Here is a 21,993-nt window from a genome sequence, read left to right as displayed (position 1 = left end):
ACCCAAACCCGATCCGATTATTCGTCATAGACACTGGATGTGCCGAGGAAGCGTTGGGTCAGAGCCCGCCCGCTTTCCTCACTCTGGGCCTTGCGCGCACGATCCTGGGTTTCCGCCCGTTGCTGGGCAATCAGCATCGACTGGATCTGCATCTGCTGTTTGGTCGAAAGCGCCAGCAACTGATTGGCGGTCTGCTGGGCGGCCAATGCACCGGGTGCACCCTGGCTTCGCGCCACCAGATCGTTAAGCAGCTGACGGTCCTGCTGGATATTGCCAGCGATCCCTGCCTGCAGGCGCAGGCTCTTGCGATAGGCCGTCATGGTGTTTTGCCAGCGTTCGCGTGCAGCACGCGCCGCGTCACTGGCCTTGAGGGTTTCCTCGTAGCTGTCGGGATATTGCCGGGCGAGTTGCGGGTCGAGTTCGGCAACATCAAAGCCGATCCCGTCAGCCTGCATCATCAGGCCATCGATCCGGTCAAGCGCACTCATCATCTGGCTGGCGGAGGAATAATCCAGACGTTCGAGATTGCGCGCCATGTTCTGCAACATGGTCGCCTGGTTCTGAAGCGAGCGGATCTGGTTGTTGATCTGTTCCAGCGCCCGGCTGGCCTGCAGGATGTTCTGGGCGAAGTTGGTGGCATCAAATACCGGCCAAGCGGCAAGGGCCACATGGCTCCAGAACAGAGCCGGCAAAATAAATGAAAGGGCTTTGAACATGATGCGTTTCATGAGGCTTCTCCTGTTCGGGAAAACTGCCCGATCAGATCCCCGGCCCAGTCCAGCCCTCTGGCCGCGAGGAAGTGTTGGGCAAAATCCGCATGCCCGTGATCGGCCAGAACCTGATCGATGAGCTTTTGGGCGGCCGGGTCCGAGGCCCCGCACAGAGCCAGTGCGACCGGGCCAAGTCCGAGTTCGAACAGCCGATTGCCCTGCCTGGATTGCAGGTAATAGTGACGTTTGGGTGTGGCTTGGGCGATCAGGTCGATCTGGCAGCTATTCAACCCGAACCGCTCATAGGTCTCTCTCGCCTGCGGTTCGATCGCCCGGTCATTGGGCAGGAAGATCCGCTGCGGACAGCTTTCGATGATGGCTGGCGCAATGGTTGAGTCCGCGATATCGGCGAGTGACTGGGTCGCGAAGATTACCGAGACATTGCGTTTGCGCAGAACCTTCAGCCATTCACGAATGCGCGCGGCAAACAGCGGATTGTCAAGATAGATCCAGGCCTCATCGAGAATGAGCAGGCTGGGGCGACCGTCAAACCGGGCTTCAAGCCGATGAAACAGCCAGGTCAAAACCGGCAATACCGCCCCGGCCCGGTTCATCAGTTCCTCGGTCTCGAAGCAATGGATATCAGACAGTGTTAACCGGTCTTCAGCCGCATCAAGCAGATAGCCGAGCGGGCCTTCCAGCGTATAGGGCTGAAGGGTTGCCTTGATCGCATTGGATTGCAGCAGCATGACAAGGCCGGTGAGCGTCCGTTCTGCGACCGGTGCACTTGCCAGACTGGACAGGGCGGACCAGACCATATCCTTGATCTCGGGGGTGACCCGGACCTTCTCGTGATCGAGCAGCATCGCGATCCAGTCCGCGGCCCAGCTTCGGATCGCCGGATCGCCGATCTCGCGCAGCGGCTGGAACGACAGTCCTTCACTAGCCCCCAGAGGATAATGCTCCCCGCCCATGGCTAGCACCGCGGCGCGGGCCGAGTTGCCCTTATCGAACATATAGATCTGCGCATCGGGGTAACGGCGAAACTGCATCGCCATCAGGGCGAGCAGAACCGACTTGCCCGCCCCGGTCGGCCCGACAATCAGCATATGCCCGACATCGCCGATATGGGTGGAAAAGCGAAAAGGCGTGGTTCCCGAAGTCTGTGCATAAAACAATGGCGGACAAGGTTGCCCTGTGACTTCGGAGAGATGGGCGTTATCAGTCGGTCCGGCCCAGACTGCTGAGAGCGGTGTCAGATGGGCCAGATTGAGCGTGTGGATCAGAGGCTGGCGGACATTGGCATAGACATGCCCCGGTAGACTGCCAAGCCAGGCTTCGACCGCATTGATCGTCTCGCGAATAGTTGTGAAGCCATGCCCATTAACGATGCGCTCCACCGTTCTGATCTTGTCCTCGACGGCCTGAAGATCAGGGTCGAAGACCGTCACCGTCACGGTCAGGTAGCCAAACCCGACATGATCGCCACCCAGCGCCTGCAAAGCAGCATCGGCATCCACCGCCTTGTTGTCTGCATCGCTATCAACAAGTGCTGATGCTTCATTGGTCATCACCTCACGCAGGATAGCGGCAACCGATTTGCGCTTGGCGAACCATTGCCGACGCAAGCGGGTCAGCACCCTGTTGGCATCTGTGCGATCCAACGGCATGAAACGCGACACCCAGCGATAGGAAAAATCCTGATGATTGAGCGCATCCAGTACGCCGGGACGGGTCGTATCGGGAAAGCCGAGAAGGGTGATGCTGCGCAGATGCCAATCGCCCAGCATCGGCTCCAGACCACCGACAAGCGGCGTGTCGGCCAGGATGGCATCGAGATAGATCGGAATTTCGGGCGCATGTACCGGATGGTGTTTGGTCGAGACGGTGCCATGCAGAAACGTCAGCGTCTCGTCGTCATCCAACGGCACCACCTCGGGCATGAAGCCCGCCAACAGGTCCAGCACCCGCTCCGTATCCTCGGTGAACCGTTCCAGTTCCAGCCGCCAGTTCCGTCCTTCTTCCTTCCGGCCGGTTTCCACAAACAGCCTTGTGCCGCGTGACTGGAGATCAGGCGGCGGCATGAACAGCAAGGTCAGATAATAGCGGCTTTCAAAATGTGCGCCCTGGCGTGCCTCGGCAAAGGCCGCCCGGCGTTCCTCATCGACCAGCCACGAGGCGGGATCGGGAAATTCAGACACCGGATAGGTCTCGGCTTCCCTTCGGTTTGCCTCGAAAAAGAGCGCCCAGCCCGAACCGAGACGCTTGAGCACATTATTGACCCGCGCACAGAACCCGATCAGTTCGGCTTGGGTGGCACTTTCGAGATCGGGGCCGCGAAACCGAAATGTCCGCTGAAAGCTGCCATCCTTGTTCAGGACAATCCCTGGCGCGACCAGAGCTGCCCATGGCAAGAGATCGGCCAGACACGCATTCTTGTTGCGATATTCGGCAAGGTTTAGCATCGCCACCATCTCCTCTGGCGCAGATGGCGGGCGAGGACCTGCAAAAAATCCGGATCACGTTTGGCGGCAAACACCGCCAGCGTCTGACCGATAAAGAACAGCCCCAGTCCGGCAGCCCATTGCTGCAGGCCAAGCCCGATGGCCGCCGCAAACGTGCCATTCAGGATGGCGACCGACCGCGGTGCGCCACCGAGAAAGATCGGCTCGGTCAGTGCCCGATGCACCGGAATGTCAAACCCTTCGATGGATCGATCATCACGCATCAGATCAGCGCCCCACCGCCAAACGAGAAGAAGGACAGGAAGAAGGAACTGGCCGCAAAGGCGATCGACAGGCCAAACACGATCTGGATCAGGCGTCGGAACCCGCCGGAGGTTTCGCCAAAGGCCAGGGTCAGACCGGTGACGATGATAATGATCACCGCAACGATCTTGGCCACCGGTCCCTGAACGGATTCCAGAATGCGCTGCAACGGTTCCTCCCAGGGCATACCCGAACCGGCGGCCATGGCATCGGGTGCCAGAACGATCAGCATGACTGCCGCCAGACAGAAAGCGGACAGGAGAGTGCGTGGCGGTGCACAATGTCTTGCGGACATGAATTTCCTCCATTCAGATCGATTGTAGTCGGGGAAGAGTGAGCGGGGTCAGGCCGTAATCGCCATTGCCATCCAGACTGTTGAGCGTGGCGATGGTCTCGATCTTGCGCGCCGGACCACGCCCGGAGATGAACACCACCAGATCAATCGCCTCGGCGATCAGATGTCGCGGCACGACCGTGACCACTTCCTGCACCAGCTGTTCAATCCGGTAGAGTGCGGCATGGGCGGAATTGGCATGCACGGTCGCAAGCCCACCGGGATGGCCGGTATTCCAGGCCTTGAGCATATCGAGCGCTTCCGGCCCCCGCACCTCGCCGACAATAATCCGGTCGGGCCGCAGGCGCAGGGTCGAGCGCACCAGATCGGAAAGCGACACCACATCACGCCGGGTCCGCAGGGCCACGCAGTCACGTGCTGCACATTGCAGCTCGCGCGTATCCTCAATCAGGATCACCCGATCCTCGCTATCGGCGATCTCGGCAAGTAACGCATTGGCCAGTGTGGTCTTGCCCGACGAGGTACCCCCGGCGATCAGAATGTTTTTGCGATCACGTACTGCCTTGCGCAGGGCTTCGGCCTGCAGCGGCAGCGCGATCCGGTCACGGACATAATCGGCGAGTGTGTAGATGCGTTCGGCTGGTTTGCGGATGGCAAAACAGGGGGCACGGACCACGGGCGGCAATAATCCCTCGAAACGTTCGCCACCGACGGCATTGGTTTGGGCCGGGAGTTCGGCGCTGACGATTGGTTGATCGGCGTGAGTTTCTGTACGGATGTGAGATGCCACCAGACGGATAATCCGTTCGGCCTCCGCCGGGTGAATAACCACCCCGGTATCGATACAGCCCTGCCCCAGCCGATCCAGCCAGAGTTTGCCATCCGGGTTGACCATGATCTCGATCACGGCGGGGTCCCGGAGCGCTTCGGAGATCGGGGCGCCCAGTGCGGAGCGCAACATGTCGCGGCGACGCTGTTCGGAGACGGTACTCATTGCTCCGCCTCCGCCTCATCACTCTCAAACGATTTGCGGCCACCGGCAATCTGGCGGCCGACCTGTTCGATGAATTTCTGGTAGCGCTCATTGGCCACCGCCTGAGTGGCCTTGTCCGGGACCGGGGTATGGGCGTTGAAAGTGAGATAAAGCCGCACGAAAAACGCGAGGCTTTCGGTCAGGACGTCGATATCCCGGCGCACCAGTGCACTCTCACGGCTCAAGCGGTCCAGGCGAATGCGCAATGCCTCATCAACAGCATTGGCACCGCGATGGCGGAGATAATGACGCAGGGCATCGCCGATGATCGCGGATTTGGAGGTCCCCGGACGTGCCGCCAGTGCTTCAAGCTCGGCACTGGTATCGGCATCGATATAGATGTTGTGACGCGGCTTCATCGCCCCTGCCCTGACTATCGGAAATGGTCAGGGAAGAATGGAGGAAGAGCGGGAAATCTCTTATGCCCCCCAATTACGCTCAAGGAACATTCAACGCGTAAATCTCGCTTTCACGTCCTTAAGGTGATGCTTCAATATGTTGACAGAACTTATCAAAACCCTGAGAGCAAGACAGACCATTGTGACATGAATCTGATTTTCACCAAGGAACACGGAAAATTACATAATGAAATCAACAGGTAAACAACTGCATCGAAAATTGAAACCCCACGACATGTATTCACGGTATTAATAGCGCTGTGTGACATCAAAGAAATGCCATGACGGATATCATTGAAACGTATCTTGAAGATTTTGGCCCTGCACTATCAGGAACAATCAGCGAGCATCTTGAGAAATCCCTCGGCATTAGTGCTGCGGCTGCCCGGAAACGGGTATCACGGGCCTCTGGGAATATCCGGCGACTTGGATATGTTACGTTCGCGAGAAAAGCTCGGTTCATGTATATTGAGAACCAGTTTGGATCACCTCTTTACTGGCGAAAACTGGTAGATGCGCTGTTTAGCACAAACAGCGCATACGGATATGCAATTGCCGCTTTGATACAGCGCGGAGGTTTTGTTCCGGAATGGGAGTTTCCCATAGTATGCGGAGCACCGATCAAACAGTCGCGACATTTGTCCCCCGCAACCATTATGCAACGCCTGAAAGAAGCAGGTTTACTGCAAACGATCCAGGTAAACGGATTGGGTGACTGTATTTGCATTGTTCAGTCGGAGGAGCATTACAATAGTCTAGCTGCGGACACTCGTGTTCGACTGATTACAGAGAACATCTTGCTCCTCGCCGTAAAAGACTGGCTCAGAAAGTTGGGCATCGTAAGCTTCGACAAGGTCACTATTCGTAGCTCTACCAACGCTCCGAAGGTTGGTACATTTGTATGGGACCTTACCGCACCGTCCTACCTTGGTTGTCTAATCAAAACCGGTAAGGACAAAAAAGTGAAGCCGGGCTTCGTCGCTGCAGACGTTTATCTGGGCGACACGATCACAGAGCCTGGAAGTCGTCCTTTTATAAACAAATGCAAGACAGTGCGTGCATTGCGGAATGTCGGCCCTTGTATGCAGATATTCATAGCGAACCGCTACGAGAAAGAGGCGTTTAGTCTTCTTAAGCAAAACGGCATTATGCCTGCAACACCAGAAAGTCTTTTTGGAGAAGATGTCGCCAAAGGGCTGAGTGAATTAACTTCGGTTTTACATGATGCTGCTTCTCATTCATTAGATCCCGAGCGTTTTGAACGACTGTTTGCGGCACTGGGAAAAATAGAAGGGGCAGCAAATCAGCTACGAGGGACATTGTTTGAGTACATTGCAGCCGAAGTCGCTCGCAAAAACTATTCGTCCCTAGTGAGGATGAACCAGATTTATAAAAACCAAAGCGGCAAAAAGGCTGAAGCAGATGTTGTGATAATAACAGATAACATCTCGGTCAGGTTCATTGAGTGTAAAGGATATAGTCCTCGTGGGGTCATACCGGACACAGAAGTACGACGATGGCTACAACATAATGTACCGGTAATTTATAAAGCAGTGAAAGTGCATCCGGACTGGCAAAATCTGGATATAAAGTTTGAGTTCTGGACTACGGGCATTCTGTCTGATGAAGCTATTGCAATGATTAAAGCGGCACAGGTATCGACAAAGGCGACCCGATATAGTTTAGGCTTCAAACTGAATCAAGATGTGTATGACTTGTGTAAATCGACAAAGGATAAAGGGCTTATTACGGCGTTTGAGAAACACTATCTGCCTCCTTACTAACCGTGGAATATTAGAGACCATCAAGCAAATCTCTGTCCGGCCCCAAAGCCTCATTCAGCCCATAAACGCGTGCAGGCTTTGACAATCGGTCAATCACCCGTTTGTCGGCAACGACCTCGCTATCTTCATCAAGCAATCCAGGCAAATCGGCTTGTTTAAGTTCCGGTTCAGTGACTTTCTGCTCTTCGGACAGTGAAGGATGTCGTTGCTGCTGCATTCCACCTTCATCGGCATTCCCGGAAACGGAAGGATCACGATCTGTACCGGACAGACGTTCATCCATTTTGCACACCTGTCCTGACCAGTCGTCTTTTCGTACGTTTGGTTTGTCTGAATATTCTACTTCTGAAAGAACCCGTGCCTGCAAAATACGGCACGTGAAATTCCGATCTTCGTAATAACGTAACTTCTTCGCCCGGATCGGCGAAAGCCCGGAAATCAGGACCAGTTCATCTTCGGGTGGCAATTGCATCACCTCACCTGCGGTCAAAAGCGGTCGTGCCGTCTCCTGACGTGAGACCATCACATGGCTGAGCCAGGGCGCCAATCTATGGCCTGCATAGTTGCGCATGGCACGCTGTTCTGTTGCCATGCCCAGCGCATCCGAGATCCGCTTGGCAGTGCGCTCATCGTTTGACGAGAAAGCGATCCGGACATGGCAGTTATCAAGGATGGCATTGTTCTCGCCATAGGCCTTCGAGATTTGATTAAGCGATTGCGCGATCAGATAAGCCCGGATGCCATAGCCGGCCATAAAGGCCAGTGCCGTCTCAAAGAACTCCAACCGCCCAAGCGCCGGAAACTCGTCGAGCATCATCAATAGCAGATGCTTGTGCACCTTGGCGGGATCACCTTCGAGACGTTCCGTCAATCGGCGACCAATCTGATTAAGCACCAACCGCACCAAAGGTTTGGTTCGGGAGATATCGGAAGGCGGGATGACCAGATAGAGCGAAACAGGTTTGTCGGCATCCATCAGATCGGCAATCCGCCAGTCACACGCAGCCGTAGCCATCGCCACCGTCGGATCGCGATACAACCCGAGAAAGGACATAGCCGTCGACAGAACACCGGATCGCTCGTTCTCGGATTTGTTGAGTACTTCCCGTGCAGCCGATGCAACAACCGGATGCACCTTCGGCTCATCCGGTGTTCCCAAATGATTGGTTGCCATCATCCGGCGCAAGGTGGCCGGAAAAGAACGACGCGGATCGGACAGAAATGTCGCCACACGCGCCAGGGTCTTTTCTTCCTCGGCATAAAGCACATGCAAAATAGCGCCGACCAGAAGCGCATGACTGGTTTTCTCCCAGTGGTTACGCCGTTCCAGTGCGCCCTCCGGATCAACCAGGATATCTGCAATGTTTTGCACATCCCGGACCTCGTCAGGTCCTTTCCGCACTTCAAGCAAGGGATTGTAACGGGCCGACCGGGGATCAGTCGGGTTGAACAGCAGACAATGTGAGAATTTGGAGCGCCATCCAGCCGTCAGTTGCCAGTTTTCACCCTTGATGTCGTGGATCACGGCTGAGCCGTTCCAGGACAGAAGTGTCGGGATGACCAGTCCCACACCTTTGCCCGAACGTGTTGGTGCAAAGGCCATTACATGCTCCGGCCCGTCATGCCTGAGATACCTACCCAGATATTTTCCGAGAAACACGCCTTTAGGCTGAAACAATCCGGCTTCCGAGATTTCACGGGGGAAGGCCCAACGTGAGGAGCCATAGGTTGTAACCAACCGGCTATGACGGGCTCGCCATAAGGAACCAGCCACTGCGGCAGCACATCCCATAAAACCACTTCCTGCGGCCAGCATTCCGGCCTTATCGAATACCTCCGGCGCATAGGCCTCAAAGAAATACCACCATGTAAACAGCTTCCATGGTTCATAAACCGGCCAATCGAGAATAATGAACCAAGGGCTACCGAGTTGCGCCTGATAGTTCAGCATTTCGGCACACCATTGAGTGGCTCCCCAGACACCGAATATGATGACGGTAAAAACAACAAGGATCTGACCGATCAAAAGCTTGGTCGGGGTCATGTTCTATCCTCCCGGTGCCGACAGCAATGCCCAGGAATTCTCACACAAGGTGGATAAAGTGAAAATTGTGGTTATGTACGCTGTTCTGCGCTAGTCACTCTCAGAAGAACGACAAACGCTTTAAATCACTGCATAAGAATATGATTTTTCAACGTACTCTTCCCCGTAGACACAGCAATTCGCCTGCATCATGCAAATGTGGCCAGAAGGCGCGGATACTCAAAAGCAAAGACGCAAACGATACATGGACGAAAAGAGCATCGATTGCATCGGTATGGGGAGCCGCTATTTCCGCTTTAGGGATTATAATCGGTGTTGTCGGATTTTCGTTAGCTTACACGGCCTTCAAACATGACGAAAAGGTGCGCCGCAGCACTTTGATTGCAAATGCTTGGACATTACTAAACTCAAATCTAAGTGAGTCTGCCAATCGCGGGCAAGCTGACTCTGCAAGCATTCTACTCAACAACAATATCTCATTGAAAGGCTTGGAAACAGCTGATGCCAATCTGGAACGGATGAACGTTGCCACCGCCACACCAAGAGCAGATTTTAGCTGGGCAGATCTTTGTCATAGTAACTTGCGGGGTAGTAGTCTTGGAAACATTTCGTTGGAAGGGACAATATTCGGTCCATTGGCTGACCTTACCGAAATTACTTCTCTGAACGCTGATCTTTCAATGACCTATTTAAATGAGAGCAGGTTATCTAATTCCAATTTCTCAGGAGCACGTTTTTGGCGCGCTGACTTACGTGGAGCGTTCGCCGACGGCGTTGATTTCAGTGGAGCAGAGTTCTTCTATGCGGACATGCGGAACGTCATGTTTTCTTCTTTCACTTTCGTCACAGAAACAGGTACAAAAAAATGGAAGAAGCCGACAAATTTAACCGGTGCAGAGTTCTATGGTGCCGACCTGCGAGGTGCTGATCTTGAGAAGGTGGTAGGTTTAACTACAAGAGCTCTTGAGGGTGCATGTCTTGATGCAAATACGAAGTTACCCACTGGTGTAAAAATGCCGAACCACCTTTGCGAAATCGAAGTTCCCAAAGGTAAGATAATGGTACGTAATGCAATTGGTTTTTATGGCGGGAAAACCGCTGATACATATCTCGAGCGCGCCAAAGCATGTGGCTTCAAAAGTACTGACCTTCCACCTGCCATCAGGATAGAACATCCAGGCTTTACCATCAAAACTTACGGGCAATGAAAAGGTATTGAGGATGAAAACTACTAGGATATTGAAGGTCCACCTCTCGACCTGCCGATTGCCCATGATATCGTATTCCCGTCACGCATAATCCCCGACACCTGCCTGCCGACCTGACGCTCCAGCACAGCCCGCCACGGAACAAGCGTAAACTCCCGGCTCTTTTCAATGAGTGCGTATTTCCCGCTGGCAAGATCGACCGAACGCCGTAATGTTCCCTCCACGCGCTCGCCAGAACCGGTCTCGACATGAGGTAATCCGAGTTCTTTCGAAAGCTGTCGGGCCATACGTGCCAGCTCCCGCTTTCGCAGTGTATCGATCAGATCGGACCGATAGATGATCCGGTCCTGCTCCTGACGTGCCAGTCTTTGCGCAATCAGCCATTGCCGACGTCTGGCCTGAGCATCACGCATCTCCCGGCCAAAACCGGCGTCCCGGACAGATAATGAGTCTGACGCCACCAGCTCACGATCCAGCCAGGTCGCTCCGTCACTTTCCAATTGCTGTTCAAGCGACAGACGGGATAGTTGCCGAATGATCACCGCCGAGGCTTTGCCGCGCTCCCGTTCATATGCAGCTGCCCGCTCAAGATGGTCGGGTGCAATAATCCAGGTCCCATCAGGTTCACGTTCTACACCTTGGGTTAACCGACGCATGGCTTCCAGCCGCCGGACATGGGTCTTGGCATATTCCTCTGTCGCCGTCGGATCATATTCCAGATGCATATCGATGTTGTATCGCCCGTCATTTTCCCGGGCGATCTCGTCCACCGTGCGATCAACTTTCCGGGGCTGGACGTTTCTTGGCGAGATATGAACAATGCTGTCTTCCGGAACCAGCTCGGTCGCCTCCCCCTTGCCGATCTCGACATAGCGGGTCTTGCCATCCAGACCATCGATGATGAGGTAATGCCGGTCATTCAGTTCGTCCGACAGGCCGCGTGTGACAACACGACCGATGATGGGTTGTTTGTCCGGTTCATGTTCGGAATTGATTACAAAATCGGCGGGGCTACGGGTAATCTCCCGGCGCTTCATCTCACGATGCATGGTCTTGACGATGTCATCACGTGCTCCCATCCGGGATAATGTTGCTTCCAGACCTTCCTCAAGTCGCCATTGACCCGGAGTTATCTCCTCGGCCAGTCCAAGACGCCTGAGCTTCTGCAAACGTCCTGCCCGCAGGTTCTGGCGAAAGGCATCTCTGTCTGTCGCACTGACAATCCGGTCCTCGTCCATCTGACGCAGCAGGTTACGATCAATACTGGTCAGGCGATCCTGGTCGATTTCACGCCACAACCGGTTTTCAATTTCCAGATCGGTGCGGGGTCCGAGATCGAGACTGACAATCTCGGCCGCCCGCTCGCGCATGCCGCGTGACATATAATTGCGGGCAATAACCAGATCGCGCCCCTGATCGTCCTTGCCGCGCACAAGAATATGGGTATGCGGATGGCCGGTATTGAAGTGATCGACCGCGACCCAGTCGAGTGTCGTACCAAGGTCGTTTTCCATCTGCCTCATCAGCCGCCGGGTAACGGGTTTGAGATCGGCATATTCTGCGCCGTCCTCTGCCGAGACGATAAAGCGGAACTGATGCCGGTCGCCATCGGCCCGTTCAAGAAACGCCTTGCCATCCGCCCGATCCTGATCGGCGTTGTAAAGCTCGCCGGGCAAACCTTGTCTTGTAACGCCGTCGCGCTGGATATAGCGCAGATGCGCCCGTGCGCCCTGCATGCCTTTTCCCGCCAGCCGGACAATCCGTGATTTGATAATCACCCGACGCTGCCGAAATGCGGCATAGTGATCACGACTGGCAAGAACCTGCCCGGCCCCGCTCGCACGTCCCAACCGGCTGCCGATAAAACGGGACCGGCCCAAACGCCGATATCCCCCTGCCCGATTGGTCGCTGCCAGTACCCGATGCAGGAACTTGCGCCCACCCATGCCGCCACGCGAGCGGATCTTGCCAAGCTTGGGTTTGAAGACATCGTCAGCCATTGTGTTCTCCACGACCTGTCCACAACATTTGGCACCAATAAACGCAATTGTTTTCAACGGGTAACGCGAATAATGGCACCATCCCTGCCCGCCTTGGCACTATCCTTGATCCTGAAAAAAGATGTGCAGGCAAAGACTTGAAGGCATCGAGGCAACGCGATGGTGCCGTTGTTTTATCTTGCCTTACGCCGCCCTTCCCGTCTGCCTGCAACCGCATACCAGTTCTCACGAGGCTTCAAGCCTGCGAAAAACTCACGGGAACACTTCCGAACCATTGCTGTGACTGGAAAGCGGGAAGAACAGGGCGGAGCCGGAGAAATCTCCGGTCCCACCTGTATTATCGTGCTCTCGCGTTGACAAAAGCTCTTCAAGCTTTTGGACATAGCGCTCCGTCTCCACCGGCAAGGGCTTTCCGAAACGCTGATGAGATTCATACCGTCCGGGCCCAGCATGATAAGCCGCGAACAGAGCGGGATAGCCGAACCGATCATACATCTCGCGCAGATAGGCCGTACCTGCGAGAACGTTGTCACGCGGATTGAAGGGATCATAGCCAAGGATATAACGCTGTCGCAATTCACCCCAGGTTGTCGGCATCAACTGCATTAACCCCATCGCCCCGGCCGATGAAACCGCGTCGGGTTTACCGCTACTTTCCACCTCAATGACGGCACGGATCCAAGCTGAAGGAATGGCAAATCTTTGCGATGCGGTTGCGATTTCACGGTCCCAAATGTCCACTGGTTGAGCGTGAATATTTGCAATGAAAAGCCCCATTAGAACGGCGATCAAGAGGTTCAATCTACCCATATCGGTACGAGCCTCCCGATCAGGTTTTCGCGCATCACAGGCCCGAAATACCGGCTATCAAAAGACGTTGATGCCTCTGTCATCAGCAAGAAATATTCGCCTTCCTGCAGCAACCGACAGCCCTGCCACAGAGGCATTTTGCGCCCGGAACTGTCGCGCTCGAGCTGTCGGGCGACCGCATGACCGTTGATCAGAATGACGTGGTGATGCGCACAAACATGACCTCCGGTAATGGCGGCAATGCGTTTGACAAGCCGGACATTGGCCGGGATGTAGTGGCGTGAACTGGCCAGTTGCGACACAGGTTTCGGGGCCCGAACCAGAACGAAATCACCCTTCTGGGGTGCACCGAAAACCATCCGATAGAGCCCGACTGGGGCGCTCGGTGATGCATTCCAAATCAGCCAAGGGGTCTTGTTGTGGGCAGCGGAGAAACCGATCAAACCAATCCCGATAACACCCAAAAGAAAGGGACCGATGACATTCCGGACATCCTTCCGGGGCATCGAATGCAGCAATAAATGACGGCACCTCATGAGCGCTCTCCGTCATCGGGGTGCGTGCCGGGTTCACGCCCTTCCGACCAGGCATCGAGATCGTCGATATGGTAGCGAACATAACGACCATGCTTGCGATAGCGCGGTCCCTTGTCGTTAAAACGCATCTTTTCGAGGGTTCGGGCGGACAGGGAAAGATAGAACGCCGCCTGCTGGGTGGAGAGGAAAGGGCTGCCCTTGCGGGCTTCAATCGCCCGTGTGTTGTAATCCGTCATCACGCGATCCTTTCGTCGAACATCGTCAAAAGCGATCGGAGTGTGGCGGGACTGAACGGGTCTGGGGACGCTCGAAAACCACCCCCTGTCAAAAACGATCCCCCTATTGATGACGGGATTTCCATCACGAAAGGAGGCTACACCAATATTCAACTGCGGTCCGGAACATGCCCTTTGGTTATGGATTGTGCAGGGATTTCAGCAGACCGTTCAGCTCTAGAATCTGCTGTTCGGCTTCGCGTTTTTCCTCTTCCGGCAGGCCGTTCCGCAGTTCAATTTGCACTAACCAGAGGGCCTCGCGCAGTTCGTCTTCACTGTAAAAATGGCCTTGGTATGCGATGCGATATGACATGATCTGCTCCTTCGATTGAACCGTTCTGTCATTGAGAACAGCGATCCGAAGGCATCCGCGTTGCATCGGTCAGGGACGGCTTTAGCCGCCGCGAAGCGGGCGCGGGAGGAACCGAAATGCAGAATGACGCAAAGCGGAATGACGCATTTTGGCGGGGCACGCGATCCTTGACGGATGCTAAAAGCCAGATGCCAAAGTGGCACATTCGAGACGACAAACTCTCTTCCCCCTGCCCCACACGGCGCACAGTCTGTGATGGCGGAACATAAGAAAAGCCCCACCGGGATAACCCGGCAGGGCCAAGTGAGAAGGATATTTTCAGCGTTCGCGCGGTTCCCAGAGGGCCAGATGCGAGACGCCATCCTCGGTCGGTGTTTCGAGTTTGACGAGGCGGGCCCGGACCCAGTTGGGACCGAACTCGGGGGCGGCGATCTTGAGGTTGATATAGGTTTCACCGCTGGTTTTGGCGATCTGGCTCCAGCCCGCGCCCACTTCGTAGCGGTTTCCGTTGCCTGCATAGACGCGATAGTCAGGAGCGTTTTCGGCGATTTTTTCGGTCGGAACGATAACCAGGTTGGCGTTGATATTCAGGGTTTTGAGAAGGCCGGTGAAGCTGCCGTCATTCTGTTTGGTGAAAGTGCCAAGGGTGATAGCCATGATACGTCTCCATTTGCTGTTTTATCGCGGGATCATCCCTGCGATGTCGCCAGCGAAAAGACCGCATAGCCGGGACAGTTCATCCAAAGGAGCGCAGCGAAGCGAAGCACCCGCACGAGCGGAAAATTTGTCGCGCGAGGAAGCCGGACGCAGTGCGGCGGGGACATTTTTCGCTCCGGCGGGTTGAACGGAACGGCGCGGGATTTACGCACCCAAAGACATGCAGGAATGGTTTCCACGAACCTCAAACAGCCCAAAAGCGGAGACGAATATCTGTTCTTCCACAGTGCTTTGTCCCTGCAGATCGTGACGTCACAAGCCTCAGCTATACCGACTGAGCTCCCAGCCAGTTATAGTTCCAATGCCAAAACATCAAATCATGCGCCATCAGGCAATTTCATCATGCCGAACACAGAGCTCGAAAGGAGTGCGGAAGCATCGAAACGATAAACAACAGCGAGATTATCCTTATTATTGGCTGACAAGCACCCGATCCCAACAGGTCCAAGGAGCTGCAAGCTTGTCGAGCAGAATCGGCAAGCAATTAACGGCCTGCGCATTGGACGACACATCATGTGCCGTCCTTGCCAAACCGCCAGACCGGGATACCGGCCTTGCGCGCCTTGTCCGCGAGGTTCTGCGAGATACCCGAACCGGGAAACACGATTACGCCGATAGGCAGGGCATCAAGCATCTGATCGTTGCGTTTGAAGGGAGCAGCATTGCGATACCGGTTCCAGTCGGGCTTGAACACGATCTGGGAAACGCCGCGATTGTCTGCCCAGCAGGCAGCGATCTTCTCGGCCCCTTTCGGTGAACCGCCATGGATCAGCACCATATCCGGATGCTTTGATTTGGCTTTATCGAGTGCATTCCAGATACCGACATGATCGTTGCATTCGAGACCACCGGTAAAGGCAATGCGGGGGCCAGGCGGCAGCAGGGGTTCGATTTCCGCCTTGCGTTTAGCCGCCAGGAAGTCGCGACTGTCGATAATCGCTGCGGTCACCGTCCGACGGTTGGTGAGCGATCCGTTACGCGGGCGCCAGACCGAAGCGGTCAGAGCTTCGTAATGATCGCAGGCGATTTCTCGGAAAGTTTCGAACATATCGCGCCGTTCGATGATCAACTCACCCGTGGCAAGAGAACGTTCGAGTTCGACGGATTTGATCTCCGATCCATCCTGTTCAGCGGTCAATCGGCGCTGTTGCTGCTCATTGTCATCCAGCAACCGATCCAGCCAGGCAATACGGCGATGGAAGATATTGACGACATTCCACAGGCATTCGCCGAGATCTTCTTCAAGTGCACTGTCGCCCAGAAGATCGACAAATATATTCATCCCGGCCGCAATAAGTTGATCAGCCTGATCGGGTTCCGGCATCGGACCAGGATTGTTTTCATCGGGCTCCGGACGATATCCGAACAGATGGAGTTGCTCGCTTGCCAGATTGGTCGCGGAGGCATCGGAGTGGTCGGTTTGCAGTTGAGAATTGCAGGACAGCATGGTTCTTTCTCCCGGTGACGAGACCGCATCCTTTGCGGTCTTTCCGGGGATTGTCCGCCGGAGGGATCAGGGCTGGTGGCATCCCTCGGTCCTTTTGCGATGGCAGCGCACAAGCGCTATCCGGACCCCAACGCAGTGGAGGACAGCCTGCTGTTGCCACCGGCCCGACCTCCGGCAAATCCCCGCACTGGAAAGACCGCGATGCGGTCCTGTGGAGAAAGAACAGACCTGTTCTGTCATGCTAAACCGTGACCAGACGCATGGCGGCAGCGTGCAGGCTATGAGCAAGATACAAACTGCGGAACATCTTCGGGAAGCAGTTGACCCGCAATCCATTGCCGAACCGGATCCGGACTGAAGGTGTTCAGGTCGGCATTGAAGTCATTGAGCCGGGGCACGAGTGCATGGATATCCCGATCCGCATGCCGGGACCGGAGACGGTTGAACGCCCGCCATCCGGCTGGATCATTATCGCGCGCCACATAGAGCCGCTGCAGACTATCGGGCAGGGTCAGAGCCCCGAGATGAGCTGCCGACAGGGCGGCAAATACCGGCAGGTTCGGGAACAGCATTTTGAGAGTCAGAGCTGTCTCAAGGCCTTCCGCCGCGATAGCAATGTCGCCCAACTGACCGAAATGAACGGCATGTCCCAGAAGCTGTCCCAACGCTCTCCGTGGTTGCGCGACCGGTGCCTTGTCAAAGGTTACTGGATCAAGCCAAGTCCGATGAATACCGGTGATCACGCCGCCAAGATCGGTCACCGCCGCGATCATCGCGGGCCAGACCTCAAACCCGGTTTCATTGCGATAATAGCACTGCGGGTGGAACCGCAAGGCAGTGTGATCCTGGGTCAATTCTATGCCCCTGCTATCGAGATACCGTTCGGCAAGTGTGCCCGTGATCGAGACTGATGCGGCAAAAAGACGTCGTGCAGCAGCAACCGGATCATAAACATCCGGGTTTTCATGTGGGGAAGTAACCGGTGGTTCGGGAAGACGCGGCATGTGCAGGAAGCTCCGTGCTTCCGCCAGAGTACCCCGGAAACCCAAACCACGATTGAGCATGATCAGATCGAGAAGATCGCCATATTCACCGGTGGCAGCATCGCACCATTTCCCGGCACGGCGTCCACTGATACGGATAAAAAGACTGCGCCCCGGATTGCCATAGACATCACCGCAGATCCAGTATCGCCCCTGCTTTCTGCCCGATGGTAGATAATATCGGCATACCGCCAGGGCCTGACGGGCCAGCGCATCTGCCAGCATTCCCGCCTGCATGATATCGCTCCTCATGAAAAGGCCCGGTCCAGATCGGACCGGGCCAGAAGGCAGAGGCGGGATTATTCGGCGGCTGTCGCCGCCGGTTCCGAAGGCACGTCATCCTGTTCGTGCTCGGAAGCTGTTTGCGTTTGCGGTTCCAGCTCTGCCGTCCGTAACGGCTCGGGCACCCAGCCGGTATCGATCAGCAACTGTTCGGCCTCGCGTACCATATCGCCCTTCTTGATGTGATCGATCCGTTGGGCAGCGTCCGCGCCCAGCGCCTCAATGACCGCTTCGAGAATACGGTTCTTCGGCACCCGCGAGAGGTAATTGTCCGCGGTCGGTTTCCAGCCGGATGCCGCCATATCGAGCTTGAGAACATCGGCAAGGATATCGGCATGGCGGACGGCATCGCTGTGACGGTTCCAGGGTTCAGACACCGCATAGAGGGTCAGCGAGACGCAATGGGCAAACACAGCCATACGGCTGTCCATATCCATTTCGCGCAGCGCCGCCCAGAGATGGTCGGGATCATCCGGCATCTGCCGTTCCCAATTCTCATGACGTGCAGCGATATCGCTTGCCGCCGGGCTGTCATTGAGATCGGGTGGCTGGACCGAGAAGCCACTGCTTTTAAGCGTGATCTGCAGGCAGCTGCCCGAGCCATAGTGATAGAAGCTCTGCAGGACCAGAACATGCAAGGCCGCCAGAAAGGCAATATCAGGATCGCCGGCCAAAGCATTGCGCAAAGCCAGTGTCCGATAAGCCGTGAGTTCGAGAACCAGACGGTCCGACAAAGGTTTGACACGCGGCTCATCCGGCTCGTCTGCACCGTCAATGGCCGTGTCGGGTACATTCTCGCTCTCGTCACTTTCATCGCCGGTTTGCGGTTCACCGGATTGATCTGGATCGAATGCAGTGTCGTCATCCTGCTCCTGATCTTCCGGCTTCACGAAACCGCGTTCGATCCGCACACTGCCATCGGACTCAAGACTGATAAACACACCGGCCTTGGCGATATCATCCGGAGCATAAAGGACCGCTCGATTATCGAAGGCTTCAAGTTCGGCCTCGATTTCCCCGAGACGTTTATCCACTTCCTCGGGCAGGTCTTCATCCTGATCGACGAAATAACGCTCTTCGATCCCGGCCAGTTCGTTTCGCAACGCGTCCTGCCAGGCCGTTTCCTCGTCTGACAATGGTTCGACCTCGCCGCTGATCCGTTCCAGACCGATGGTGTGGCCATAGGGGAAATCGACCGCGACCTCGATCCATTTCCAGCCTTCATCTACAATCGCATCACACTCGGCTTCAAGTCCGGTTGCGACCAGCTTTTCAAGCAAGGCAACATCCTGAAGCCAGCCTTCGTCGACCTGCGAGAACAGGTCGCGCATCACAACACCACCAGCTTCCTCATAGGCTTCGAGACCGACAAAGCGCACGCGTTTGTCGGTAACCCGCACTGTATCTTCGGTCAGCAAGCGGCGGATATAATACGGTTCCTGATTGTAGGCCTGCCGGACACTATCCCAGACTTGTTCCTGACGAGCCTGATCATCGGTCACGCTAAAGGCCATCAGTTGTTCAAGCGTCAGCTCCTCTTCGGCATAAAGATCGAGCAGTTTTGACGATACGGATGCCAGCTTCAGCCGTTGGCGGACAATCTTCGCCGTTACAAAGAAGCGCGCGGCGATATCTTCGACGCTCAGGCCTTTTTCGCTCAGGGTCTGAAACGCCCGGAACTGATCGAGCGGATGCAGATTGATCCGCTGGACATTTTCGGCCAAGGAATCTTCCTCAAGCAACCCGTCTTCGCGCATGACACACGGGATTGCCGCGTTCTTTGCCAGCCGTTTTTGTTTCACGAGATATTCCAGCGCTCGGTAGCGTCGGCCACCGGCCTGGATCTCGTATCGACCGGTTTCCTTACCGTCATCATCCGTAACCGGCCGGACACTGAGAGATTGCAGCAAGGTTCGCCGGGCAATGTCTTCGGCCAGTTCCTCGATCGAGATCCCGGCACGGACATGCCGGACATTGCGTTCGCTCATCACCAGTTTGTCAAACGGGATATCCTGCGAACGGGACAGGGAGATTTTCTTGCGATTGGTCATATCGGTTCTCCATGACGGACCGGGAAAAGCCTTCTTTTCCCAACCGAGCCCGTCACAAAGCTCCGGCCTGTTCTTTCACTCTTTTCCTGTTTGAAGGGTCCGCCAGTCCTGCGGCAGGTCAAAACCGCCCGACCAGATCCCCTTGCCAAGGAACTTCGCGGTGCGCTCTACTGCTGTGTAATTGTAAAGCCGGTTGGCATCCGGATCTGCCACCGCCCAACCGTTTTTGACCAGCCATTCGGCCAGATCGTCAGCGCCGGTATGGCATATTGCGATCAGACGATCATAGGGATCACGAAGATCACCCTGCCAGACCTCGCAGTCGACCTCCCTGCCCTGCAGAAAATCGGAGAGTGCCGCTATCGCCTGCTGACCGCAGGGCCACGCCGTTCCATCCGGTTTGCGGCACGTCTGTCTGGCTTCCACCGCATCGACACCATAGAGACGATAGCGGATATCCTTGATTTGCAGGGTGTCCGCATCGATCACTTCGGCGGGTCCTCTATGATGGTCCGTCTCAAACAGTGGTGTGATGGCGAGCCCTCCGGCGATCACAGCAAGGGCCATGACCGCATATTTGACAGAAACGATCATGCGCATGATGCCGCCTCCTTTGATCCGGCTTCGGTTACGGTATTGAGCCTCGCCAAGAGATAGTCGGCAGATTTTGACGCTTGGCTGGCGGCACGCACGATCGCGCGATTATCCTCGCGCAGGACCTGGAGCCACGAGGCGAGATAATCGGCATGCCGGACAGTCGGAACGATACCGAGTGAAGCACAAAGAAATGCCGCTGACATTTCTGCGACCAGTTCCTCGAACGCGTATTTCTTCGAGCTAAATGATCCGCTTTGATCGCGGTTAAGGCGGGTTTTATGGCCGGTGGCATGACTGCATTCATGCAGGGCTGTGCGATGCCAGTTGATCGGCTCGAAATAGGCCTGGGGTGGCGGCACCCGGACATAATCGTCCTCAGGGCTATAAAAAGCCCGGCGTCCACCGATCCGGAAATCAATACCCGATGCCCGAATCAGTTCCTCGGCCTTCGGCTCGATTAGGCTTGTATCGGGCGGAACCGACTGTGCGGTTACTTGTTCCGGCAAACCGTCGCACTGGTCGAGATTGAAGACCATGAAACGTTTGAGGAACGGGATGGCCCGTGGATTCTTGCTGGTATCCGGGGCGAACTGCCCCGACTTCTTGCCCTCCCGCGGAATAAACCGGCTGGCATAGACAACCGTGACACCGCGTTCACCCTTGCGCACAGTGCCGCCAAGCTTGAGTGCCTGTCGGAAGGTCAGCCAGCTTTGCGATGAATACCCGGCTTCGAACACTGCCCCCCAGAGGATCAGGACATTGATGCCGGAATAGTTGTGTTCGGTCGTGGCATTTTGCGGCAATCCGAGAGAGGCATTTGTCGCTGGACTGCCCCAGGGTTGAACCCAGGGAAAGGTTCCCTGTTCAAGCTGGGCGATGATTTTATCTGTAATGTCCTGATAGAGGTTGGAGCGGATATGTTTTCCCGTTTTGCGATTATAAGCTGTCATGGTCGTTCTCCACGACAGGCCGGTCAAAAGCCTTTCTCTTGACCTGACAAACCTGTCGCAGAGTTGTTTGCCCTCTCTGGCTCTTGACCGGCTGACCTCCTGCCTGACAGCCCGCTCCCACCCTGCAGGATGTCGAGATACCCGCCATGAACCAGCCCGTCGGCACCGCGCAGCAGACGTTGCACACGAGTCCTCAGAAAACCAGCAGACCAGTCTTCGGCAACGATCTGGTGACCATAAAGCACTTCGGCGATTTCCCGGTGAGAGGCACCAGCCTGCCGCCCGTCCCAGGCCTGAAGCATCATTTTCCAGCGCGGCGCACGTCGTTCGGCGGGATACAGGGCGTTTGGAAATTGTCCGGTGCGATAGAGAGCGCAAAACCTTTGCAAGGCGAGCGCCTGTTCTTTCAGGCGCTTCATACCGGAAACGATAAATCGCAAACGGACTGGTCCCTCGAGAAGGGTACCTTCGGCAATCATTATTTGAAGATGACGGTATTGGTCGCTCAGCAGCAAATGCTGACGATGGTCTTGCGCAATAAAAAGAGTGGCTGAGGCACCAAACCTGGAAATGTCGAGAAGGTCGATGTCGCCCTCTCTCGGGATATGAATTGCATGCGCCACCAGAACGAAGGGATTGCTCTTCGGTGACCAGATGACGGTATCGGCCTTCCCGTCGGCAAAACATGACATACCACGGGGTCAATTTCTGATTGTAGCGTGATCGGATTAT

General features: G+C 55.6%; 21 protein-coding genes. 2 read left to right on the top strand and 19 right to left on the bottom strand.

Features of this window, described 5'->3' with window-relative positions; translation table 11 throughout:
- Window positions 1-17 precede the first annotated feature (17 nt).
- The 6 genes from trbJ to DY252_RS07625 are packed head-to-tail and all read right to left on the bottom strand — an operon-like array spanning window position 18 to window position 5,165.
- Window positions 18-728: a P-type conjugative transfer protein TrbJ gene (trbJ, locus tag DY252_RS07650; protein WP_064789966.1), complete on the bottom strand. Its 711-nt coding sequence runs from the start codon at window positions 726-728 to the stop codon at window positions 18-20.
- Window positions 725-3,175, bottom strand: coding sequence for a conjugal transfer protein TrbE (trbE, locus tag DY252_RS07645; protein ID WP_064789967.1), 2,451 nt, complete (start codon window positions 3,173-3,175; stop codon window positions 725-727). Before trbE ends, trbJ begins: the two co-directional genes overlap by 4 nt.
- Window positions 3,169-3,438 (bottom strand): VirB3 family type IV secretion system protein, encoded by a 270-nt coding sequence (locus tag DY252_RS07640; RefSeq protein WP_064789968.1) that lies wholly within the window; start codon window positions 3,436-3,438, stop codon window positions 3,169-3,171. Before DY252_RS07640 ends, trbE begins: the two co-directional genes overlap by 7 nt.
- Window positions 3,438-3,773: a TrbC/VirB2 family type IV secretion system protein gene (locus DY252_RS07635; RefSeq protein ID WP_064789969.1), complete on the bottom strand. Its 336-nt coding sequence runs from the start codon at window positions 3,771-3,773 to the stop codon at window positions 3,438-3,440. The genes DY252_RS07640 and DY252_RS07635 overlap by 1 nt, the downstream gene beginning before the upstream one ends.
- A gap of 13 nt (window positions 3,774-3,786) precedes the next feature.
- Window positions 3,787-4,767, bottom strand: a complete 981-nt coding sequence (trbB, locus tag DY252_RS07630) for a P-type conjugative transfer ATPase TrbB (protein WP_064789970.1) — start codon at window positions 4,765-4,767, stop codon at window positions 3,787-3,789.
- Window positions 4,764-5,165, bottom strand: coding sequence for a ribbon-helix-helix domain-containing protein (locus DY252_RS07625; RefSeq protein WP_064789971.1), 402 nt, complete (start codon window positions 5,163-5,165; stop codon window positions 4,764-4,766). The genes trbB and DY252_RS07625 overlap by 4 nt, the downstream gene beginning before the upstream one ends.
- A gap of 320 nt (window positions 5,166-5,485) precedes the next feature.
- On the opposite strand from DY252_RS07625, the gene DY252_RS07620 reads away from it, so the two are divergent.
- Complete coding sequence (locus tag DY252_RS07620; protein ID WP_064789972.1) at window positions 5,486-6,988, top strand: hypothetical protein; 1,503 nt, start codon at window positions 5,486-5,488, stop codon at window positions 6,986-6,988.
- 10 nt (window positions 6,989-6,998) lie between these two features.
- On the opposite strand, the gene DY252_RS07615 is transcribed toward DY252_RS07620, so the two are convergent.
- Window positions 6,999-9,032, bottom strand: coding sequence for a conjugal transfer protein TraG (locus DY252_RS07615; RefSeq protein ID WP_064789973.1), 2,034 nt, complete (start codon window positions 9,030-9,032; stop codon window positions 6,999-7,001).
- A gap of 140 nt (window positions 9,033-9,172) precedes the next feature.
- Between DY252_RS07615 and DY252_RS07610 the strand changes: the two genes are divergently transcribed.
- Window positions 9,173-10,240 (top strand): pentapeptide repeat-containing protein, encoded by a 1,068-nt coding sequence (locus DY252_RS07610; protein ID WP_064789974.1) that lies wholly within the window; start codon window positions 9,173-9,175, stop codon window positions 10,238-10,240.
- A 23-nt stretch (window positions 10,241-10,263) separates the two neighbouring features.
- Here the strand turns inward: DY252_RS07610 and rlxS are convergent, their stop codons facing one another.
- From rlxS to DY252_RS07555, 12 genes are all read right to left on the bottom strand, one after another.
- A complete protein-coding gene (gene rlxS, locus DY252_RS07605; RefSeq protein WP_064789975.1) occupies window positions 10,264-12,240 on the bottom strand; it encodes a relaxase/mobilization nuclease RlxS in 1,977 nt (658 codons plus the stop codon).
- A gap of 252 nt (window positions 12,241-12,492) precedes the next feature.
- Window positions 12,493-13,050 carry a lytic transglycosylase domain-containing protein gene (locus DY252_RS07600; RefSeq protein WP_064789976.1) on the bottom strand — a complete coding sequence of 186 codons (558 nt, stop codon included), beginning with the start codon at window positions 13,048-13,050 and terminating at the stop codon, window positions 12,493-12,495.
- Entirely contained in the window at window positions 13,038-13,493 is a 456-nt protein-coding gene (locus tag DY252_RS07595; RefSeq protein WP_231959796.1) for a S26 family signal peptidase, read from the bottom strand. Before DY252_RS07595 ends, DY252_RS07600 begins: the two co-directional genes overlap by 13 nt.
- An 89-nt stretch (window positions 13,494-13,582) precedes the next feature.
- A complete protein-coding gene (locus tag DY252_RS07590; RefSeq protein WP_064789978.1) occupies window positions 13,583-13,822 on the bottom strand; it encodes a helix-turn-helix transcriptional regulator in 240 nt (79 codons plus the stop codon).
- Between the two features lie 178 nt (window positions 13,823-14,000).
- Window positions 14,001-14,174 carry a hypothetical protein gene (locus DY252_RS22130; protein ID WP_156518951.1) on the bottom strand — a complete coding sequence of 58 codons (174 nt, stop codon included), beginning with the start codon at window positions 14,172-14,174 and terminating at the stop codon, window positions 14,001-14,003.
- Window positions 14,175-14,492: 318 nt separating this feature from the next.
- A complete protein-coding gene (locus tag DY252_RS07585) occupies window positions 14,493-14,831 on the bottom strand; it encodes a DUF736 domain-containing protein (RefSeq protein ID WP_007092084.1) in 339 nt (112 codons plus the stop codon).
- A gap of 571 nt (window positions 14,832-15,402) precedes the next feature.
- Window positions 15,403-16,338, bottom strand: a complete 936-nt coding sequence (locus DY252_RS07580) for a DUF2493 domain-containing protein (RefSeq protein ID WP_129542697.1) — start codon at window positions 16,336-16,338, stop codon at window positions 15,403-15,405.
- A 278-nt stretch (window positions 16,339-16,616) separates the two neighbouring features.
- The gene (locus DY252_RS07575) at window positions 16,617-17,618 is read right to left on the bottom strand and encodes a DUF7146 domain-containing protein (RefSeq protein ID WP_197482595.1); all 1,002 of its coding nucleotides are present in this window, start codon (window positions 17,616-17,618) and stop codon (window positions 16,617-16,619) included.
- A 62-nt stretch (window positions 17,619-17,680) separates the two neighbouring features.
- Complete coding sequence (locus DY252_RS07570) at window positions 17,681-19,714, bottom strand: ParB/RepB/Spo0J family partition protein (protein ID WP_064789980.1); 2,034 nt, start codon at window positions 19,712-19,714, stop codon at window positions 17,681-17,683.
- Window positions 19,715-19,789: 75 nt separating this feature from the next.
- The gene (locus DY252_RS07565) at window positions 19,790-20,314 is read right to left on the bottom strand and encodes a thermonuclease family protein (protein WP_064789981.1); all 525 of its coding nucleotides are present in this window, start codon (window positions 20,312-20,314) and stop codon (window positions 19,790-19,792) included.
- Entirely contained in the window at window positions 20,305-21,261 is a 957-nt protein-coding gene (locus tag DY252_RS07560) for an ArdC family protein (protein WP_064789982.1), read from the bottom strand. The genes DY252_RS07565 and DY252_RS07560 overlap by 10 nt, the downstream gene beginning before the upstream one ends.
- 23 nt (window positions 21,262-21,284) lie before the next feature.
- Window positions 21,285-21,953, bottom strand: a complete 669-nt coding sequence (locus DY252_RS07555) for a DUF2285 domain-containing protein (RefSeq protein ID WP_064789983.1) — start codon at window positions 21,951-21,953, stop codon at window positions 21,285-21,287.
- Window positions 21,954-21,993 lie beyond the last annotated feature (40 nt).

The organism is Thalassospira indica (assembly GCF_003403095.1).
In the GTDB taxonomy this organism is placed as follows: domain Bacteria; phylum Pseudomonadota; class Alphaproteobacteria; order Rhodospirillales; family Thalassospiraceae; genus Thalassospira; species Thalassospira indica.
The sequence above is the reverse complement of the archived record's forward strand: the minus strand, read 5'-3'. Positions and strand labels throughout refer to the sequence as shown.

Coding starts and splice junctions, on each gene's coding strand:
- DY252_RS22130 (WP_156518951.1), bottom strand. CDS start 14,174: ATGTCATATCGCATCGCATACCAAGGCCATTTTTACAGTGAAGACGAA.
- DY252_RS07625 (WP_064789971.1), bottom strand. CDS start 5,165: ATGAAGCCGCGTCACAACATCTATATCGATGCCGATACCAGTGCCGAG.
- trbJ (WP_064789966.1), bottom strand. CDS start 728: ATGAAACGCATCATGTTCAAAGCCCTTTCATTTATTTTGCCGGCTCTG.
- DY252_RS07615 (WP_064789973.1), bottom strand. CDS start 9,032: ATGACCCCGACCAAGCTTTTGATCGGTCAGATCCTTGTTGTTTTTACC.
- DY252_RS07565 (WP_064789981.1), bottom strand. CDS start 20,314: ATGCGCATGATCGTTTCTGTCAAATATGCGGTCATGGCCCTTGCTGTG.
- trbE (WP_064789967.1), bottom strand. CDS start 3,175: ATGCTAAACCTTGCCGAATATCGCAACAAGAATGCGTGTCTGGCCGAT.
- DY252_RS07585 (WP_007092084.1), bottom strand. CDS start 14,831: ATGGCTATCACCCTTGGCACTTTCACCAAACAGAATGACGGCAGCTTC.
- DY252_RS07600 (WP_064789976.1), bottom strand. CDS start 13,050: ATGGGTAGATTGAACCTCTTGATCGCCGTTCTAATGGGGCTTTTCATT.
- DY252_RS07555 (WP_064789983.1), bottom strand. CDS start 21,953: ATGTCATGTTTTGCCGACGGGAAGGCCGATACCGTCATCTGGTCACCG.
- DY252_RS07590 (WP_064789978.1), bottom strand. CDS start 13,822: ATGACGGATTACAACACACGGGCGATTGAAGCCCGCAAGGGCAGCCCT.
- DY252_RS07610 (WP_064789974.1), top strand. CDS start 9,173: ATGATTTTTCAACGTACTCTTCCCCGTAGACACAGCAATTCGCCTGCA.
- DY252_RS07575 (WP_197482595.1), bottom strand. CDS start 17,618: ATGCAGGCGGGAATGCTGGCAGATGCGCTGGCCCGTCAGGCCCTGGCG.
- DY252_RS07620 (WP_064789972.1), top strand. CDS start 5,486: ATGACGGATATCATTGAAACGTATCTTGAAGATTTTGGCCCTGCACTA.
- DY252_RS07640 (WP_064789968.1), bottom strand. CDS start 3,438: ATGCGTGATGATCGATCCATCGAAGGGTTTGACATTCCGGTGCATCGG.
- trbB (WP_064789970.1), bottom strand. CDS start 4,767: ATGAGTACCGTCTCCGAACAGCGTCGCCGCGACATGTTGCGCTCCGCA.
- rlxS (WP_064789975.1), bottom strand. CDS start 12,240: ATGGCTGACGATGTCTTCAAACCCAAGCTTGGCAAGATCCGCTCGCGT.
- DY252_RS07635 (WP_064789969.1), bottom strand. CDS start 3,773: ATGTCCGCAAGACATTGTGCACCGCCACGCACTCTCCTGTCCGCTTTC.
- DY252_RS07570 (WP_064789980.1), bottom strand. CDS start 19,714: ATGACCAATCGCAAGAAAATCTCCCTGTCCCGTTCGCAGGATATCCCG.
- DY252_RS07560 (WP_064789982.1), bottom strand. CDS start 21,261: ATGACAGCTTATAATCGCAAAACGGGAAAACATATCCGCTCCAACCTC.
- DY252_RS07580 (WP_129542697.1), bottom strand. CDS start 16,338: ATGCTGTCCTGCAATTCTCAACTGCAAACCGACCACTCCGATGCCTCC.